At 72.9% G+C, this 17,135-nt stretch carries 20 protein-coding genes and 1 pseudogene; 13 read left to right on the plus strand and 8 right to left on the minus strand.

Going from position 1 to position 17,135, the window contains the following annotated elements; translation table 11 throughout:
* Nucleotides 1–58 precede the first annotated feature (58 nt).
* The gene (gene infB / locus QQK35_RS16635; RefSeq protein ID WP_284255134.1) at nt 59–2,770 is read left to right on the plus strand and encodes a translation initiation factor IF-2; all 2,712 of its coding nucleotides are present in this window, start codon (nt 59–61) and stop codon (nt 2,768–2,770) included.
* Nucleotides 2,771–2,901: 131 nt separating this feature from the next.
* The gene (gene rbfA, locus QQK35_RS16640; RefSeq protein WP_284255135.1) at nt 2,902–3,396 is read left to right on the plus strand and encodes a 30S ribosome-binding factor RbfA; all 495 of its coding nucleotides are present in this window, start codon (nt 2,902–2,904) and stop codon (nt 3,394–3,396) included.
* Between the two features lie 18 nt (nt 3,397–3,414).
* Here the strand turns inward: rbfA and QQK35_RS16645 are convergent, their stop codons facing one another.
* The gene (locus tag QQK35_RS16645) at nt 3,415–4,797 is read right to left on the minus strand and encodes an MFS transporter (RefSeq protein ID WP_284255136.1); all 1,383 of its coding nucleotides are present in this window, start codon (nt 4,795–4,797) and stop codon (nt 3,415–3,417) included.
* On the minus strand, nt 4,794–5,657 hold the full coding sequence (locus QQK35_RS16650; RefSeq protein ID WP_284255742.1) for an Fpg/Nei family DNA glycosylase: 864 nt from the start codon (nt 5,655–5,657) through the stop codon (nt 4,794–4,796). Before QQK35_RS16650 ends, QQK35_RS16645 begins: the two co-directional genes overlap by 4 nt.
* 41 nt (nt 5,658–5,698) lie before the next feature.
* On the opposite strand from QQK35_RS16650, the gene QQK35_RS16655 reads away from it, so the two are divergent.
* Together QQK35_RS16655 and QQK35_RS16660 are read left to right on the plus strand one after the other, a co-directional pair.
* Nucleotides 5,699–6,187 (plus strand): GNAT family N-acetyltransferase, encoded by a 489-nt coding sequence (locus QQK35_RS16655; protein WP_284255137.1) that lies wholly within the window; start codon nt 5,699–5,701, stop codon nt 6,185–6,187.
* Between the two features lie 2 nt (nt 6,188–6,189).
* Entirely contained in the window at nt 6,190–6,939 is a 750-nt protein-coding gene (locus QQK35_RS16660; protein ID WP_284255138.1) for a phosphotransferase, read from the plus strand.
* On the opposite strand, the gene QQK35_RS19995 is transcribed toward QQK35_RS16660, so the two are convergent.
* From QQK35_RS19995 to QQK35_RS16670, 3 genes and pseudogenes are all read right to left on the minus strand, one after another.
* Nucleotides 6,936–7,064, minus strand: coding sequence for a hypothetical protein (locus tag QQK35_RS19995; protein WP_348534967.1), 129 nt, complete (start codon nt 7,062–7,064; stop codon nt 6,936–6,938). The genes QQK35_RS16660 and QQK35_RS19995 overlap by 4 nt on opposite strands.
* Nucleotides 7,055–8,353: an RNB domain-containing ribonuclease gene (locus QQK35_RS16665; RefSeq protein WP_348534968.1), complete on the minus strand. Its 1,299-nt coding sequence runs from the start codon at nt 8,351–8,353 to the stop codon at nt 7,055–7,057. The genes QQK35_RS19995 and QQK35_RS16665 overlap by 10 nt, the downstream gene beginning before the upstream one ends.
* 23 nt (nt 8,354–8,376) lie before the next feature.
* Nucleotides 8,377–9,275 (minus strand): annotated as a pseudogene (locus tag QQK35_RS16670) (HhH-GPD family protein).
* A gap of 327 nt (nt 9,276–9,602) precedes the next feature.
* Between QQK35_RS16670 and QQK35_RS16675 the strand changes: the two are divergent.
* A complete protein-coding gene (locus QQK35_RS16675) occupies nt 9,603–9,893 on the plus strand; it encodes a nucleoside/nucleotide kinase family protein (RefSeq protein WP_284255139.1) in 291 nt (96 codons plus the stop codon).
* A gap of 64 nt (nt 9,894–9,957) precedes the next feature.
* Here the strand turns inward: QQK35_RS16675 and QQK35_RS16680 are convergent, their stop codons facing one another.
* The 3 genes from QQK35_RS16680 to QQK35_RS16690 form a co-directional block, all read right to left on the minus strand.
* Entirely contained in the window at nt 9,958–10,968 is a 1,011-nt protein-coding gene (locus QQK35_RS16680; RefSeq protein ID WP_284255140.1) for a ketopantoate reductase family protein, read from the minus strand.
* Between the two features lie 90 nt (nt 10,969–11,058).
* Complete coding sequence (locus QQK35_RS16685) at nt 11,059–11,307, minus strand: hypothetical protein (RefSeq protein ID WP_284255141.1); 249 nt, start codon at nt 11,305–11,307, stop codon at nt 11,059–11,061.
* Nucleotides 11,235–12,515 (minus strand): MFS transporter, encoded by a 1,281-nt coding sequence (locus QQK35_RS16690; protein ID WP_284255142.1) that lies wholly within the window; start codon nt 12,513–12,515, stop codon nt 11,235–11,237. The genes QQK35_RS16685 and QQK35_RS16690 overlap by 73 nt, the downstream gene beginning before the upstream one ends.
* A 70-nt stretch (nt 12,516–12,585) precedes the next feature.
* On the opposite strand from QQK35_RS16690, the gene QQK35_RS16695 reads away from it, so the two are divergent.
* Genes QQK35_RS16695 through QQK35_RS16730 form a run of 8 tightly spaced genes read left to right on the plus strand, consistent with a single transcriptional unit; the run spans nt 12,586 to nt 17,131 of the window.
* Nucleotides 12,586–13,071: a TetR/AcrR family transcriptional regulator gene (locus QQK35_RS16695; RefSeq protein WP_284255143.1), complete on the plus strand. Its 486-nt coding sequence runs from the start codon at nt 12,586–12,588 to the stop codon at nt 13,069–13,071.
* On the plus strand, nt 13,068–13,205 hold the full coding sequence (locus QQK35_RS16700) for a hypothetical protein (RefSeq protein WP_284255144.1): 138 nt from the start codon (nt 13,068–13,070) through the stop codon (nt 13,203–13,205). Before QQK35_RS16695 ends, QQK35_RS16700 begins: the two co-directional genes overlap by 4 nt.
* Entirely contained in the window at nt 13,202–14,101 is a 900-nt protein-coding gene (gene truB, locus QQK35_RS16705; protein ID WP_284255145.1) for a tRNA pseudouridine(55) synthase TruB, read from the plus strand. The genes QQK35_RS16700 and truB overlap by 4 nt, the downstream gene beginning before the upstream one ends.
* Complete coding sequence (locus QQK35_RS16710) at nt 14,098–14,466, plus strand: hypothetical protein (RefSeq protein WP_284255146.1); 369 nt, start codon at nt 14,098–14,100, stop codon at nt 14,464–14,466. Before truB ends, QQK35_RS16710 begins: the two co-directional genes overlap by 4 nt.
* Before the next feature lie 38 nt (nt 14,467–14,504).
* The gene (locus QQK35_RS16715) at nt 14,505–14,957 is read left to right on the plus strand and encodes a hypothetical protein (protein WP_284255147.1); all 453 of its coding nucleotides are present in this window, start codon (nt 14,505–14,507) and stop codon (nt 14,955–14,957) included.
* A gap of 1 nt (nt 14,958) precedes the next feature.
* Nucleotides 14,959–15,894 (plus strand): bifunctional riboflavin kinase/FAD synthetase, encoded by a 936-nt coding sequence (locus QQK35_RS16720; protein ID WP_284255148.1) that lies wholly within the window; start codon nt 14,959–14,961, stop codon nt 15,892–15,894.
* Entirely contained in the window at nt 15,891–16,172 is a 282-nt protein-coding gene (locus QQK35_RS16725) for a hypothetical protein (RefSeq protein ID WP_284255149.1), read from the plus strand. Before QQK35_RS16720 ends, QQK35_RS16725 begins: the two co-directional genes overlap by 4 nt.
* Complete coding sequence (locus tag QQK35_RS16730) at nt 16,154–17,131, plus strand: MFS transporter (protein ID WP_284255150.1); 978 nt, start codon at nt 16,154–16,156, stop codon at nt 17,129–17,131. The genes QQK35_RS16725 and QQK35_RS16730 overlap by 19 nt, the downstream gene beginning before the upstream one ends.
* Nucleotides 17,132–17,135 lie beyond the last annotated feature (4 nt).

Consider the following 17,135-nt stretch of genomic DNA (forward strand, 5'->3'; position numbering starts at 1 on the left):
CCTCCTCACCCACTGACGTCCGCTCCTGTCCGGGAGCGGGCACCCTGACAGGAGAAATGTGGCCAACCCACGTGTGCATGAAGTCGCTGCCGATCTCGGCATCGACAGCAAGATCGCGCTCGACAAGCTCAAGGACATGGGCGAGTTCGTCAAGAGCGCGTCGTCGAGCATCGCCCCGCCCGTCGCGCGTCGCCTGAAGGCGGCCCTCGAGGCGGACCCGAACGTCAAGGTCGCGGAGAAGCCCACGGCCTCGCCCGCGCCGCCGAAGTCCGCGACGCCGAAGTCGGCTGCCCCGGCGGCGCCGACTCCCGCTCCTGCGCCGACCCCTGCGGCGCCCGCGCCCGCGCCCGCCGAGAGTGCAGCGCCGGCCGCCGCGCCCGCGGCCGCCGCGCCGCAGGCCGACGCCCCGGATGCCGCGGCAGCGCCGCGCCCCGCCGACGGCGGCGTCGCGCGCCCGGGCGGCCCGCGTCCCGGCGCCCCGCGTCCCGGCAACAACCCCTACGCGTCGTCGCAGGGCATGTCGCGTCCCGGAGCGCCGCGTCCCGGTAACAACCCGTTCTCGTCCACGCAGGGCATGCCGCGTCCGGGTGGGGGCAACATCCCGCGCCCTGCGGCACCCCGCCCCGGGTCCCCGCGCCCGGGGGCTCCGCGTCCCGGCGGCCCGGGTCGTCCCGGCGCCCCGTTCCAGCAGCGTCCCGGCGGCGGTCGTCCCGGCGGCGGTGGCGGCGGATTCCAGCGTCCCGGTGGCGCTCCCGGCGGCGGCGGTTACGCCGGCCGTCCCGGCGGCGGCGGTGGTCGCGGTCGCGGTCCGGGCGGCGGCACCGCGGGAGCGTTCGGTCGTGGCGGAGGCAAGAGCCGCGCCCGCAAGTCGAAGCGGACGAAGCGCGCCGAATTCGAGATGCGCGATGCCCCGACGATCGGCGGCGTCAGCGTTCCCCGTGGTGATGGCAGCACGATCATCCGGATGCGACGCGGCGCCTCGATCGTCGACTTCGCCGAGAAGATCGAGAGCCTGACCGGCTACAGCGTGCAGCCGGGCAACCTCGTGACCGTGCTCTTCCAGCTCGGCGAGATGGCCACGGCCACCGAGTCGCTGGACGAGTCCACATTCGAGATCCTCGGCGGGGAACTGGGCTACAAGGTCCAGGTCGTCTCGCCGGAGGACGAGGACAAGGAGCTCCTGGAGGGCTTCGGTCTCGACCTCGAGCAGGAGCTCGAGGACGAGGACGAGTCCGACCTCGAGATCCGTCCGCCGGTCGTGACCGTGGTCGGCCACGTCGACCACGGAAAGACGAAGCTGCTCGACGCCATCCGCCAGACGAACGTCGTGGCGGGCGAGGCCGGCGGCATCACCCAGCACATCGGCGCCTACCAGGTGTGGACCGAGCACGACGGCATCGAGCGCGCCATCACCTTCATCGACACCCCGGGTCACGAGGCGTTCACCGCCATGCGTGCCCGCGGTGCGCAGGTGTCGGACATCGCGATCCTCGTGGTCGCCGCCGACGACGGCATCATGCCGCAGACGGTGGAGGCCCTGAACCACATGCAGGCGGCGAACGTGCCGATCGTGGTCGCGGTGAACAAGGTCGACAAGGAGGGCGCCAACCCCGCCCGCGTGCGCCAGCAGCTCACCGAGTTCGGCCTGGTCGCGGAGGAGTTCGGCGGCGACACCATGTTCGTCGACGTCTCCGCGCTGCAGGGCAAGGGAATCCCGGAGCTCCTGGACGCCGTGCTGCTGACCGCGGATGCCGGACTCGACCTGCGTGCGAACCCGAACAAGGACGCGCGCGGGATCGCGATCGAGGCGAAGCTCGACCGGGGCCGCGGTGCGGTCGCGACCGTGCTCATCCAGTCGGGCACGCTGCACGTCGGCGACGCGATCGTCGCGGGAACGGCCTACGGCCGCGTCCGCGCGATGCACGACGAGAACGGCGACGCGGTCGAGGAGGCCCAGCCCTCTCGCCCGGTGCAGGTGCAGGGTCTGTCGACCGTGCCCCGCGCGGGCGACACCTTCCTCGTCACCGAGGAGGACCGCACCGCCCGCCAGATCGCCGAGAAGCGCGAGGCCGTCGAGCGCAACGCCCAGCTGGCCAAGGCCCGCAAGCGGATCTCGCTCGAGGACTTCACCCGTGCTCTCGAGGAGGGCAAGGTCGAGTCGCTCAACCTCATCATCAAGGGCGACGTCTCCGGTGCCGTCGAGGCGCTCGAGGAGGCCCTGCTCAAGATCGAGATCGACGACAGCGTCCAGCTGCGCATCCTGCACCGCGGTGTGGGTGCCGTCACCGAGTCGGACATCGACCTGGCGACGATCGACAACGCGATCGTGATCGGGTTCAACGTCCGCCCCGACGTGAAGGCACGCGAGCGCGCTCAGCGCGAGGGCATCGACGTGCGGTTCTACTCGGTCATCTACGCGGCGCTCGAGGACATCGAGAGCTCGCTCAAGGGCATGCTCAAGCCGGAGTTCGAGGAGGTGCAGTCGGGCGTCGCCGAGATCCGCGAGATCTTCCGGTCGAGCAAGTTCGGCAACATCGCCGGTGTCATCGTCCGGTCGGGCACCATCACCCGCAACGCCAAGGCGCGGGTCATCCGCGATGGCGTCGTCGTCGGCGACAACCTCGCCATCGAGTCGCTGCGGCGGTTCAAGGACGACGTCACCGAGGTTCGCACGGACTTCGAGGCCGGTATCGGGCTCGGCAAGTTCAACGACATCCAGATCGGCGACGAGATCGAGACGATCGAGATGCGCGAGAAGGTTCGGGCGTAGTTTCTCGGGGTCGCCCCGGCTCCGTGGGGTGGCATCCGAAAGGCAAGAGCGGGGACCCCTGCGCCCCGATTGCCTTTCGGATGCCACCCCGCCGCCGGGGCGGAGCCGGAAACTCCTTGAGGGGAGAGGAAATGGCGAACGGTGATCGGGCCGCGAAGGTGGCGGACCGGATTCGTGAGGTCATCGCGAAGCGGCTCGAGAAGGGGCTGCGCGATCCGCGGATGGGCTTCGTGACCATCACGGATGTGCGCGTGACGGGCGACCTGCAGCACGCGAGCGTGTTCTACACCGTGTACGGCACCGCCGAGGAGCGCACCGACACGGCCGCGGCGCTCACGGCCGCGACCGGCCTGCTGCGCACCGAGGTGGGCCGCAACCTCAACACGCGGCTCACGCCGTCGCTCGAGTTCATCCCGGATGCCATCCCCGAGAACGCGGCGGCGATCGAGTCGCTGCTCATCGCTGCCCGCGAACGCGACAACGAGGCCGCCGCGCTCGCGGCGAATGCGGACTACGCGGGCGAGGCGGACCCGTACGTCAAGCCGCGCGACGTCGAGACCGACGACGAGCTCGAGGACCTCGAGGAGAACGAGGCCCAGGACGACGAGGCCGGCGCCTCGTCGTGACGCGCACCGTCAGCTGAGTCACTCCATCGGGCGCTCGGGGCCGGATGCCGGTCCCGCCTCCGGCTGAGGTTGGCGATCCGTGTCGGTCGCGGTCTGTGCATCGGTGTCGGGATCGGAAGCAGAGCCTGGCGTCCGGGTGCCGGTCATGTCGGCCTCGGGCGGCACGAGCACGCGCAGGCGCCGCAGCGGCGAGAACACCACCGGGCCCGCCGAGAGCAGGGCGCCGACGGCGCCGACGAACAGCGCCGGCACGAGACCGATCGCGCCCGCGAGCAGGCCGGAGCAGATGCCGCCGATCGGGATCACACCCCAGACGACGAACCGCACCGACGCGTTCATCCGGCCGAGCAGCTCGGGAGGGCAGATGCGCTGCCGGTAGCTCACCGAGGTGATGTTGAACACGAGCACGGCGAATCCGAAGACGAAGTCGCCCACGATGAGCAGCACGATCGAGATCGAGGTGAAGACCCCGGCGCTCGCCGTGATGAGCAGAGCGATGCCCAGGACGACGGCGGCGACCGGGATCACGCGCCCCTCGCCGAGGACCCGGCTCAGCGCCGAGGTGAGCACGCCCCCGAGTACGCCGCCGATGCCGCCGATCGCGAAGATCACCCCGTAGATCGACGGCGGGATGCCGAGCGTGCGCAGCGCGAGCACGGGCAGCATGGTCATGAGGATCGTGCCGAACAGGTTGCCGATCGAGACGCTCGCCACGATCCGCACCAACAGCGGCTGGTGGATGACCCACGCCATCCCCTCGCGGATCTCGACGACGAGCGACCGCCGCGTCTCCCGCGGGGCCTTCGTCTCGCGATCCTGCAGCGACGCGATCGCGCCGAACGACAGCAGATAGGTCGCCGCGGTCACGAGAAGGAGCACGGGGGCCGCGACGATCGCGAGCAGGCCGCCGCCGACGGCCGGCCCCGCGATCCGGGCCACCTGCATCGTCGTCTCGAGCTTGCCGTTGGCGTCGGCGATGCGGTCGGAGGGCGCCAGCTTGGGGATGAAGCTCTGGTAGCTGACGTCGAAGAACACCGAGCCGACCCCGACCGCGGTGCCGATGACGATGAGCTGCCAGAACTGCAGCGCCCCGACGAACCACAGGATGGGCAGCAGGCCGAGCAGGATCGCGCGCCCGAGGTCGACGGTCAGCATCACGCGACGCTTGATCATCCGGTCGATCCACGCCCCGGCCGGGAGTCCGAGAACCAGGAACGCGAGGGTCTCGACCGCGTTGAGCAGTCCGACCTCGAACTCGGTGGCGTGCAGGATGGTGACCGCGATGATCGGGATCGCGAGCTGCCCGAACTGCTCCCCGAACGCGCTGAAGGTCTGGCCGCCCCAGAACCGCAGGAACCCGGCGTCGCGCCAGAGCGGACGCGAGAGCGCCGGCTGGCTCATTTGAGCAGCCGCGACAGCACGCGGTCGGCGAGGGGCTTGCCGCCCGTCTGGCAGGTCGGGCAGTACTGGAAGTTCGAGTCCGCGTAGGTCACCTGACGCACCGTATCCCCGCACACGGGGCACGCCTCGCCGGTGCGGCCGTGCACCTGCAGATTGCTCTTCTTCTCGGCCTTCAGCTGGGAGGCCGGCACGCCCTCGTCACGGGCGAGCGCCGCCCGCAGGGTCGACTGCATCGCCTCGTAGAGGAGGTGCACGTCATCCGGCGGCATGTCGGCGGGTTTGAACGGCGACATCCTCGCCGCGTGCAGGATCTCGTCGGAGTAGGCGTTGCCGATCCCGGCGATCACCGCCTGGCTGCGCAGCACGCCCTTGATCTGCGCGCGGCCCTGGGCGGCCAGGATGGCGGCGAACACCTGCTCGGTGAAGCCCGGGTCGAGCGGGTCGGGCCCGAGGCGCGCGATGCCGGGCACGTCGCTCGGGCGGTGCACGACCGAGATCGCGACGCTCTTCTTCGTGCCCGCCTCGGTGACGTCGAAGCCGGACCCGTCATCCAGGACCATCCGCGCCGCGATCGGTCCGGAGCCCGGCCGGGTGCGGACGGCGGGGGCGGCGTCGCGCCAGCGGACCCAGCCGGCCCGCGCCAGATGCATGACGAGGTGCAGGCCGGCGTCGGTCGCGATGTCGAGGAACTTGCCGTGCCGGGACACGCCGGTGATCGTCCGGCCGGCCAGCTCGGTCAGCGGCGGGTCGTAGGTCTTGAGCGCGGGGAAGAACGTGACGTCGACGCGTTCGATCACGCGACCGACCAGCCGGCCGCCCAGATCGTCGGCCAGCGCCTGCACCTCCGGCAGCTCCGGCATGACGACCATTCTCTCCGCCCGCACGGACATACGCTCGAGGAATGACCGACATCGTGCGCCCGGCGGTCGCCGCGGATGCGGCGGGCATCCACATCGTGCACCGCGTGTCGTGGCTGGAGACCTACTCGCACCTCGTGGACCCGGCGGTCATCGAGCGGCGCTACGCGGACGCGGAGCTGTGGCGGGCGCGATGGCTGGGGCTCATCGCGAACGGCGTCGTGAGCGTCGCCGAGCGCGACGCCCGCGTCGTCGGCTGGGCGTATGCGGTGACCGGGCGCACCGGAGACGGGCCCCGGGACCGCGAGCTCGAGGGCATCTACCTGCTCGCGGAGGCGCACGGGTCGGGACTCGGCCAGGCGCTGCTGGATGCGGTGATCGGCGACGCGCCGGCGTTCCTCTGGGTGGCCGACCGCAATCCCCGGGCGGAGGCCTTCTATCGCCGCAACCGCTTCGAGCGCGACGGCGCAACGGACCAGCACCGCGTCGGGCCCGGTGGCGAGACCTTGACGGCCGTGCGCATGGTGCGCTGACGGTGGCGCCGCAGGAGGAGCCGCTCGCGGGCGGCAACGCGTCGGGCCCGGTGGTGCGCATCGGAGAGACCGTCCGCAAACCGTCGACGCCGACCACCGGCCGGGTCGCCGCCCTGCTCGATCGGCTGCACGCGGCCGGCATCGACGTGCCGCGGCACCGCGGGCGAGACGGCTACGGCCGGCAGGTGCTCGAGTACGTGCCCGGCTGCGTCGCGCAGGAGCTGCTGCCGCTCGAACCCCAGCTGCTGACCCGGGTCGGGCGGTTGATCCGCGCCATCCACGATGCCTCGCCCGCCTACGACCGGGTCGACGGCGACTGGGAGACGCTGATCCCGGCATCCGCCCCCGACCTCATCTGCCACAACGACCTGGCACCGTGGAACCTCGTGGTCGGCGACGGCCGGCTCGTCTTCATCGACTGGGACGGCGCCGGCCCGAGCACCCGGCTCTGGGATCTCGCGTACGCGGCGCAGACGTTCACGCTGAACGATCCCGCCCGGGATGCCGTGCTCGCCGCGGCGGACCTGCGCGCCCTCGTCGACGGCTACGGCGCCGATCCCGCCATCCGCACGGCGCTCCCGGACGCCATGGCCGAGCGCACCGACGCGATGCGGCGCCTGCTGCTCGACGGAGCCGCGAACGGTCACGAGCCGTGGGCGAGCATGCACCGCGCCGGACACGGTGCGCACTGGGAGGCGGCGACCGCGTACGTCACCTGGCACCACGACGTCTGGTCTGCCGCGCTGGCCTAAGCGGCGAGCTCGAACTCCACCGAGGCCGTCGGCACGTCCGCCCGCACGAGCCGCACGCGCACGGCGGATCCGGTCTCGGGATGCCCCGCGCACGCCGCCGTGACGGCGGGGTCGGTCAGCTGCACGGTGCAGCCGTCCTTCGTCTGCGCGACGACGGTGGCATCGAACGTGTCGCCGACGCGATGGGCGAGCACCGCGGCCTCGACCGCGTCGAGGAGCGGTTCGCGACCTGGCCGGAGAGATTGCCGCCGTGCGCCATCTCGGCGGGCAGCTGCGGTAGGGCGGCGCGCACGGCATCCGACGGCTCGCGGCCGGCGACGAGCGCCTCGCACACCTGCAGCACGTACCGATCGACGAGCCGCCGCAGAGGAGCGGTGGCGTGCGCATAGGGAGCGCCGATCGCGGCCTGCACGGTGTCGGCGGGCACCTCGCCGTCGAACGCGGTGTATCCGGCGCCGCGGAACAGGCGGGTCGCCGCATGCAGGATCGCGAGGTCGCCCGGCTCGCTGCCGTCCACGTCGTCGAGGTACTCGCCGTACGGTTCGTCCTTCGGCCACGGCCGCCCGAGGGCCTCGGTCTGCCGGCGGAACGTGTCGAACGCCTGCGGGTCGGCCTCCGGCATCGTGCGCAGGATGCCGACCTTGCCCTGGATCATGATCTGCGCCGCCTCCATGCCGGTCAGCAGCGAGAGCTCCGCGTTCCAGCTCTCGAGCGGCTGGACCGCACGGCGCTGCAGCGCGTACCGGCCGCGGACCCGCTCGACCACCGTCTCCGGCGCCTGCAGGCTCGCTCCGCCGCGCTGCTTCTCGAGCGCCAGCCGCAGCCGACCCACCTCGGGCACGAGCCGCAGCATCTCGTCGGCGGTGCCGTCCGCGAGCTGTTTCGCGACGCCGACGTAGTCCAGCCGACGGCGGCTGCGCACCCGGGCCCGCGCCACCGTGCGCGACGTGACGTTGCCCGCGTGGTCGAGGGCGAACTGCCAGACGAACGCCCCGCGCAGCTGGCCCTCCAGCAGTGACGCCGCGCCCTCGCTCAGCACCGTCGGGTACAGCGGGATGCGGTGTCCCGCGGCGTAGATCGTCTCGCCGCGCTGATGCGACTCGAGGTCCAGGGGCCCGCCCGGGGCGACGAAGTCGGCGATGTCGGCGATCGCGTAGAGGAAGCGGTAGCCGCCGCCGTCGCGCGCCAGGAAGAACGCCTGGTCGAGGTCCATCGATCCGGCCGGGTCCATCGTCGCGAACTCGACGTCGGTCAGGTCGGCGTCGGGCAGCGGCGTCGTCGTCGCGACCCGCTCCGCCTCGGCGATCACGTCGGGCGGGAAGTCGGCCGCGACGCCGGCCCTCCGCGGGATCGCGGCGAGCTCCCCGGCGAGCTCGGCGGCGGCGGACGGCACGGACAGGATCGGCGACGGCACGATCCGCCAGGTTACTCGGGCCGCTACTCGGGCAGCCGATACCCGTTCCGCGGGTCGCCGGTGACGAGGCCGTCGCGCAGCAGGCCGGCGACGGCGCGGTCGCGCTGGGCGGCATCCGGCCACAGGGCCGTCAGGGCGCTCGCGGGCACCGGGACGTCGCTTCCACGCAGCTCGCGCAGGATCCGCCCGCGCACCTGGCGATCCGATCCCTCGTAGCGCTTCTGCCGGGGGCGGTGGGACCCTCGTACGGCGGATATCCGGCCCGGCGCCACGCGCACGCCTCGGCGAGCGGGCACACCTCGCACCGTGGCGCGCGGGCGATGCACACGGTCTGGCCGAGTTCCATGGCGCCCGCGTTGACCAGCCGCGCGCGCTCGGCGTCGCCGGGCAGCTGCGAGGCCATGAGGTCGTGGTCGCGCCGGGCGTTCGCCGGGCCGGCGTCGCCCTGGCCGAGCACGGCGCGGGCCAGCACGCGGCGGGTGTTGACGTCGACGACCGGCACCCGGATGCCGTACGCGAACGACGCGACCGCACGCGCCGTGTAGGGCCCGACCCCGGGCAGCGCGAGCAGCTCGTCGACGTCGGACGGCACGATCCCGCCGTGCCGCGCCGTGATCGCGACGGCGGCGCCGTGCAGGGCGAGCGCGCGTCGCGGATAGCCGAGACGGTCCCACGCGCGCACCGCCTCGCCCGACGGCACGGCGGCGAGGGCCGCCGGAGTCGGCCAGCGCTCCAGCCACGCCTCCAGCCGCGGGATCACTCGGGCGACGGGCGTCTGCTGCAGCATGAACTCGCTCACGAGGATGCCCCACGCGCCGAAGCCGTCACGGCGCCAGGGGAGATCGCGGTGACCGGTGGCGTACCAGTCGGCGATGCGGTCGGCGATGACGGGGAGCGAACCGGCTTCCGGGCTCGTTCGCATCCGATCACCCTAGGCTGGCGACATGACCACCGTGTCGCCCATCGAGCCCCCGTCGCTCGCGCTCACGCGCCTGCCGGCGACGCGGCGCGCGCTCGTCGAGGCGCTCGCCGCGGAGATCCGGACGCACTACTCGCGCGGACGCCGGATCGTCGCCCTCGATGCGGCCGAGCCGCGCGCCGATCTGGACGCGTTCGCCGCCGACCTGGGGCTGGCGCTGCGCGCCGCGGGCGACAACGTGTGGATCGCCCAGGCCGCCGACTTCCGCGACGACGAGCAGCTCGTGCGCGCGCTGCTCGACCCGTTCCGTCTCGGGGTTCCACGGGTTTCGTGCTCGCGGCCTGGGATGCGGCGCGCGACGCCGACCGGATCCAGGAGTGGACGACCGGGCCCGCCGACGCGGTCCTGCTGCTCGTCGGATCCCGGCTGCAGCGCCCATCGGTGCGCGGCCGCTGGTCGTACACGATCTGGGTCGACCTGGCGGGGGAGGCCGGGGCCGCCGCGTCGATCGCCGACGACTACCGCGACGCGGTCCGCCCGCGCGAGGCCGCGACCGCGGTCGTCGACCTCCGGATCGTCGACGAGCCGAAGCGCCTCTACCTCGACTACTGCGCCCTCTGACCCGCGGGATCCCATCCATCTGACCCAAATGTCCAGTGGCGGGCCCACGGACCCGGCATTCGCGTCAGATGGAGACCGGGCTCAGGGGGATGCGGCGGGCCACATCGGCGGGCGGCACGAACACCGTCGTGCGTTCGACCTCGTGCACGAGGGCGACGATCGCGGAGTTGACCGGGGACGGCATCCCGATGCGCGTCGCCACCTCGACGGCCGCACCGTTCAGGTAGTCGATCTCGGTGAGCTGCCCGCGCCGGATGCTCTGCAGCGTCGAGCCGGGATTCGGCACCGACCCCATGCGCCGCGCGAGCAGGCGCGGGAAGAACGCGCCGAGCGTCAGCGGCAGCACCCCGACCATCTGGAGCACGCGACCCGAGACGCCCTGCACCCGCGCGAACCGCGCACCGGCCCGCCGGGCGATCCGCACCGTCTCGCGCATGCTCGCCGTCATGATGCGGCGCAGCGCCGGGTCGGCCACCACCTCCTGCACGCTCAGCCCCGTGATCGCGGGCAGCGCGTTGACGTGGTTGATGAGCAGCTTCGTCCACTGCGCGCCCTCGATGTCGTCGGTCACCTCGATCGGCAGCGCGTCGCGCAGCACGGCGACGACCCGGTCGAGCAGTGCCCGGTCGGCATCGGGCCCGGCGCCGACGATCATCGGGTTCGGCCCCGTGACGGTGACGTGGCCGGCCTCGAGGAAGCTCGCGGCGAAGAGCGCGAGACCGCCCAGCAGCGGGGATGCCGGCGCCACCCGCCGCGCCACGTCGAGCCCGCCGAGCCCGTTCTGCACCACGAGCAGCGGAACACCGTCGAGGTGATCGCGTGCCGCGAGGAGCGCGGCCTCCGCATCCTGGGCCTTGGTGGCGAGCACGGCGAGCTCGGGCGCCTCGGTCAGGCGGCCGGTGGAGGTGAGCGGCGCGTTCACCTTGCCGAATCCGCCGTCGAGCCGGAGGCCCTCCTGGCGGATCGCCCGCAGGTTCTCGCCCCGGGCGACCACGGTCACGTCGTTGCCGGCGCGGGCGAGGAGCGCGGCCAGCGTGCCGCCGACCGCGCCCGCCCCGATGATCGCGATGCGCACGCGCCGAGCCTAGATGCCGCGATTCGTGCGTTCAGGTCGCCTGCGAGAGCAGGCGCGACCAGAACGCACGAATCGAGGGGTGGTGCGGGGTTACGGGACCGGCGTGAGCTGGCGCTCGGCGGCGAGCTCGTCCTCGAGGGTGACCTCGCGCGGGTGGCGGGCGAGGCGTCCGGCGGGCAGCAGGATCGCGAGGAGTGCGGTGGCCAGCACCACGGCCGCGCCGACGAGCACCGCGGGGTGGGCGGCATCCACGTAGCCGGTCGGCGTCAGCTGGCCGCCGGCACCGGTGAACACCGCCGTGAGCACCGCGGTGCCGAGCGCGACGCCGATCTCGCGCACGGTCGAGTTGGTGCCGCTCGCCTTCGCGGTGTCCTCGGGGGCGATGTTCGCGAGCACCGCGGTCGAGGAGGAGCGAACACCATGCCCATGCCGACGCCCGCGAGGATGAACGCGGGCAGCATCATCCCGTAGCCCGTGTCGGCGGCCATGGTGAGCCCGAGCCAGCCGAGGCCGGCGGCCTGCAGCAGCAGTCCCACGACGATGAGCGCCCGGGTACCGACCCGCGGCGCGATCAGGCCCGCGAGCGGCGCCACGATCATGGGCGCCATCGTCCACGGGGTCGTCATGACGGCGGCCTCGAGCGGGGTGTGCCCCTGCACGATCTGCAGGTACTGGATCAGGATGAACACCGCACCGAACATGCCGAAGCTGAACCCGAACCCGACCACGTTGGCGATCGTGAAGCTCCGGTCGCGGAACAGGCGCAGCGGCAGCAGCAGGGTCGGGGTGCGCAGCTCCCACAGCACGAAGCCGACCAGCAGCGCGCCGCCCGCGACGAGCGCCGCGAGCACCGGGAAGCTGTCCCAGCCCGCGTCGTTGCCGCGCACGATGCCGAAGACCACGCCGAGCACGCCGAGGCCGGCGAGCAGCACGCCCGGCACGTCCAGCCGCATCCGCTGGCCGAACGCGTTCGGCAGCACGAGGAGGATCAGCGGGATGGCGATGAGCCCGACCGGCACGTTGATCCAGAAGATGCCCTGCCAGTTCCACCCGCCGACGATCGCGCCGCCGACGAGCGGTCCGACCGCGACCCCGAGGCCGGCGATGCCGCCCCAGATGCCGATCGCGAGCGGGCGGCGCCGCGGCTCGACGGCGCCGGTCAGAAGCGAGAGCGACAGCGGCATGATGCCGGCGCCGCCGAGGCCCTGGATCGCGCGGGCGATGATGAGCTGCACCGGGTCGGTCGAGAGGGCCGAGAAGATCGAGGCGGCGGTGAAGATCGCGATCCCGGCGACGAAGACGGTGCGCCGCCCGAGCCGGTCGCCGAGCGCGACGGCCATGAGGATGAGGCTCGCGAACACGAGCGTGTACGCGTTGACGAACCACTGCAGCTCCTCGATGCCCGCGCCGAGGTCGGTGCGCAGCACCGGGAGCGCGTTGGTCATCACGAGGTTGTCGAGGGTGGCCATGAACATCGGGATGCCGGTGGCGAGCAGGGCGAGGGCGAAGGGCACCCGGCGACCCGGGAGGGGCGAGGAAGCGGACATCCGGTCTCCAAAAATGTTGTAATCGAATGATTACCCGCGACTGTAGTAATCGACTGATAACATGTCAAGCGTGACCACGACCGCCCCCGAACCGGCGACCCGGATGAGCTCCGAGGCGCGCCGCGGCTCGATCCTCGAGGCCGCCGCCGCCGTGTTCGGCGAGCGCGGGTACGTCGGGGCGACGACCGACGCCGTCGCCAAGGCCGCGGGCGTGAGCCAGCCCTACGTCGTGCGGATGTTCGGCACCAAGGAGAACCTCTTCCTCGAGGTGCTGGGGCGCTCGCTCGAGCGACTGCTGACGACCTTCCGCCGGGTGATCGCCGAGGCGCCCGCAGGCACCGACGCCGTGGAGCTCAAGGGTCTCATCGCCCTCGCCTACGCCGACCTCCTGCAGGACCGCGGCCTGCTGCTGAGCCTCATGCAGGGCTTCATGCTGGGCGCGGATCCCGCGATCGGGCCGGCGGCGCGCGCCGGCTTCCTGCAGGTGTACCGACTGGTGCGCGACGAGGCCGGCTTCTCGCCGGAGATGGCGGGGAGTTCCTCTCCGGCGGCATGATGCTCAACACCCTCGTGGCGATCGGGCTGCCCGCCGAGTACGACACCGACCCCGTCGCGCACGAGCTTCTCGACCAGTGCGCGCCGAACAAGGCGGCCATGATCGCGAAGCTCTCGAAGAAGCAGCTCGCGTGACGGATGCCGCGCCCACCGGCATCCTGCTCGTCGACAAGCCCGGTGGCGTCACGAGCCACGACGTCGTCGGCGCGGCGCGGCGCGCGCTCGGCACCCGCAAGGTGGGGCACGCGGGCACGCTCGATCCGATGGCGACGGGCCTGCTCATCCTCGGGGTGGGCACGGCGACCCGGCTGCTCACCTACCTCGTCGGCCTCGACAAGACCTACGCGGCGACGATCCGGCTCGGCGAGTCGACGACCACCGACGACGCCGAGGGCGAGACCGTCACGCGCTCCGACGCGTCCGGGCTGGACCGCGCCGCGATCGACGCCGGCATCTCCGCCCTGACCGGCGAGCTCGACCAGGTGCCGTCGACGGTCAGCGCGATCAAGGTCGACGGCCGGCGCGCGTACGCGCGGGTGCGCGACGGCGAGGACGTGCAGCTCGCACCCCGCCGCGTCACCGTCTCGCGGTTCGACGTGCTCGCCGAGCGTCGCGGCGACGGCGTGGTCGATCTCGACGTCATCGTCGACTGCAGCTCGGGCACCTACATCCGGGCGCTCGCCCGCGACCTGGGCGCCGGGCTCGGGGTGGGCGGGCACCTCACGGCCCTGCGGCGCACGGCGATCGGCCCCTTCCCGATCCCGGATGCCGTCCCCGTCGACGCGATCGGCCCCTCCGCCCTGCGCACCCCCGCCTCGATCGCGACCGCGCTGTACCCCGCCCTCGAGCTCGACGACGAGCAGGCGGCCGCCCTCGCCGACGGCAAGCGCATCCCGGCCACCGCCCCGGACGCGCCGGTGGTCGCCGCGCTGCACCGCGGCCGCCTGACCGGGCTCGTCGCGGTCGCGGACGGCGTCGCGCGGGTGGTGGTGAACTTCCCGCCCGCCCCGGCCGGTAGCGTCGGACCGTGATCCTCGTCTTCACGATCGTGCAGGCCGCCGTCGCGGCGGCCGCTGCGGTCGTGTGCGTCGTGCTCGGCCTCGCGAACCGCAAGCCCTCGGACCTGACGCTCGGGGCGCTCGTGCTCGTCGAGCTGCTGCTCCTCGCGCAGCTCGTGATCGCCCTCGTGGCGCCCGCCGTGGGCAACCCGTCGCGGGGCAGCGTCGTCGAGTTCTACGTCTACCTGATCACCGCGCTCGTGATCCCGCCGCTCGGCGTCGTCTGGGCGCTCATCGAGCGCACCCGGTGGAGCAACGTCGTGCTCGGCATCGCCGGCTTCGCGGTCGGGGTCATGGTCGTGCGGATGTACCAGATCTGGGCGCTCCAGGTCGCCTGAGCAGGCGGCCGGATGCCTCGTCGCATAGCCTGGACACCATGCCCGTGACCGAGCAGCCGCATGCCTCGACGCAGTCGGCACGCCGTCGGGGCACCGGCGTCGGCCGGGTGCTGGTGGCGGTGTACGCGATCCTCGCTCTCGCCGCGTTGGGGCGCTCGATCTTCCAGATCATCGACCGATTCGACGAGGCGCCCGTCGCCTTCCTGCTCTCGCTCCTGGCGGGCGTGGTCTACGTCGTCGCCACCGTCGCGATCGCGGCCCGCTGGCGACGGCTGGCCTGGGTGACGATCTCGGCGGAGCTGCTCGGGGTGCTCGTGGTCGGCACGATCACCGTGCTCGCCCCGCACCTGCTCGGGCTGCACGCGAACGACCCGTTCGGGCGCACCGCGACGGTATGGAGCACCTACGGGGCCGGGTACCTCGGCATCCCGCTCGTGCTGCCGATCCTCGGCCTGCTGTGGCTGGCGCGCAGCCGGGTCGCGAAGGGCTGACGTGCACGTCTTCGGCTCTCCCGCGGAGGTGCCGGCCGGCTTCGGCCCGTCCGCGGTCACGATCGGCAAGTTCGACGGTGTGCACCTCGGCCATCGCGCCGTGATCGCGCAACTGCGCGAGCTCGCCGACGAGCGGGGGCTCACGGCGAGCGTGGTGACGTTCGACCGCAATCCGGTCAGCCTGCTGCGCCCCGAGGCGTGCCCGCCCGACGTCGTCAGCCCGGCGCAGAAGGTCGAGCTCCTGGCCGATGCCGGCGTCGATGCCACGCTCGTGCTGCGCTTCGACCTGGCCCGCAGCCGCCAGACCGCCTCGGACTTCGTGCGCGACGTGCTCGTCGACGCGCTGCACGCGCAGGCGGTGCTGTGCGGCGCCGACTTCCGGTTCGGGGTCGGCGGCTCGGGGGACGTGGAGCTGCTGCGCACCCTCGGCGCGGAGCTCGGCTTCGCGGTGGTGCTCATCGACGACGTGCGCGCCGACGGGGAAGCCGGCCGCGTCTCGTCCACGCGCATCCGGGAGCTCATCGCCGCGGGGCGCGTGCGCGAGGCGGGTCGGCTCCTCGGCCGCCCGCCCGCCGTGCGCTCCGTGGTCGTGAGCGGCGACCGGGTCGGCCGCGAGCTCGGCTATCCGACGGCGAACCTCGACCCCGCGCGGCTCGAGGGACTGCTGCCCGCCGACGGCGTGTACGCCTGCTGGGCGATCGTCGACGGCGTCGGGTACGGAGCGGCGGTCTCGATCGGCAACAACCCGACGTTCGACGGCGTGCCGGAGCACCAGGCCGAGGCGCACCTGTTCGACACCGACCAGGACCTCTACGGTCGCACGATCGAGCTGCGGTTCGTCGAGCACGTGCGTCCGATGGTCAAGTTCGACGGGGTCGAGCAGCTCATGGCGGCGCTGCGCCAGGACGACGCGACGATCCGCGGCATCCTGCGGTGAGCGGCGCTCTCGAGGCTCCGTGGCGGGGCCGCATCCTCGCCCTGGTCGGGATCGTCCTCGTGGCCTTCGACCTGCGCAGCGCCGTGTCGGCCGTCTCGCCGCTGATCGACCTGATCCAGCACGACATCGCCCTCGGGCCGGTGCTCGTCGGCGTGATCGGCTCGCTCGCGCCCGTCGCGTTCGCGATCTGCGGCATCCTCGGTCCGCTCGTGGCCCGGCTGCTCGGGCTCGAGGGGCGCTCGTCGCGGCCCTGGTGCTCATGGTCGCCGGGCACCTGACGCGGGCGCTGGCCTCCGACGCCTCCGTACTGGTCGTCGGCAGCGGGCTTGCGCTGCTGGGCGTCGGCATCGGCAACGTACTGCTGCCGCCCGTCGTCAAGCGCTACTTCCCGGCCCGGGTGGGGGCGATCACCGCGGTGTACGCGACCATGCTCGCGATCGGCACGACCACGCCGGCGCTGCTCGGCATCCCGATCGCCGCGGCGTCGAACTGGCGTGTCTCGCTCGGCGTCTGGGCCGCGGGCGCGGTCGTCGCCGCCGTGCCGTGGATCGCGCAGCTGGTCGTGCTGCGACGGCGTCCGCTCGTCGACCCCGAGGACCCGGGCGCCGAGCGTCCGGAGCCGGCGCTGGAGGCGCGTCTCGTCCGGTCCCGGATCGCATGGGCGCTCACCGGCATGTTCGCGGCGTCGGGGATCACGGCCTACATCGTCTTCGGCTGGCTGCCCGAGATCCTGCAGGGCGTCTCGGGGGTGGATGCCGGCACCGGCGGCGCACTGCTGGCCCTGTTCGCGATCATGGGCTTCCCGGTCTCGATCGTGACGCCGGTGCTCGCGTCGCGCCTGCGGTCGGTGCGCCCGCTCATCGTGCTCGCGTTCGCGCTGTCGATCGTCGGATTCGGCGGCCTGCTCGTGGCGCCCGGCATCCCCGTGCTGTGGGTCGTGATCGGCGGGCTCGGGGCGCTGTGGTTCCCGCTGTGCCTGTTCCTCATCGGCGACCGCACCCGCACCCAGTCGGGCGCCGTCGCGCTCAGCGGATTCGTGCAGGGGATCGGCTACCTGGCCGGAGCGGCCGGACCGCTCGTGGTCGGCATCCTGCGCTCGGCCACGGGCGGCTGGACGGCCCCGCTCGTCTTCGCGCTGCTCTCGCTGCTGCTCGCGGTGCCGGCGATCTTCGTGCTCGCCCGGCGGCGGACCGTGGAGGACGAGCTGGCCGAGCGCACCGGCGCGCCCGTCGCGTAGGCCT

The sequence above is a fragment of the Pseudolysinimonas kribbensis genome (assembly GCF_030161895.1).
Lineage (GTDB): Bacteria > Actinomycetota > Actinomycetes > Actinomycetales > Microbacteriaceae > Pseudolysinimonas > Pseudolysinimonas kribbensis.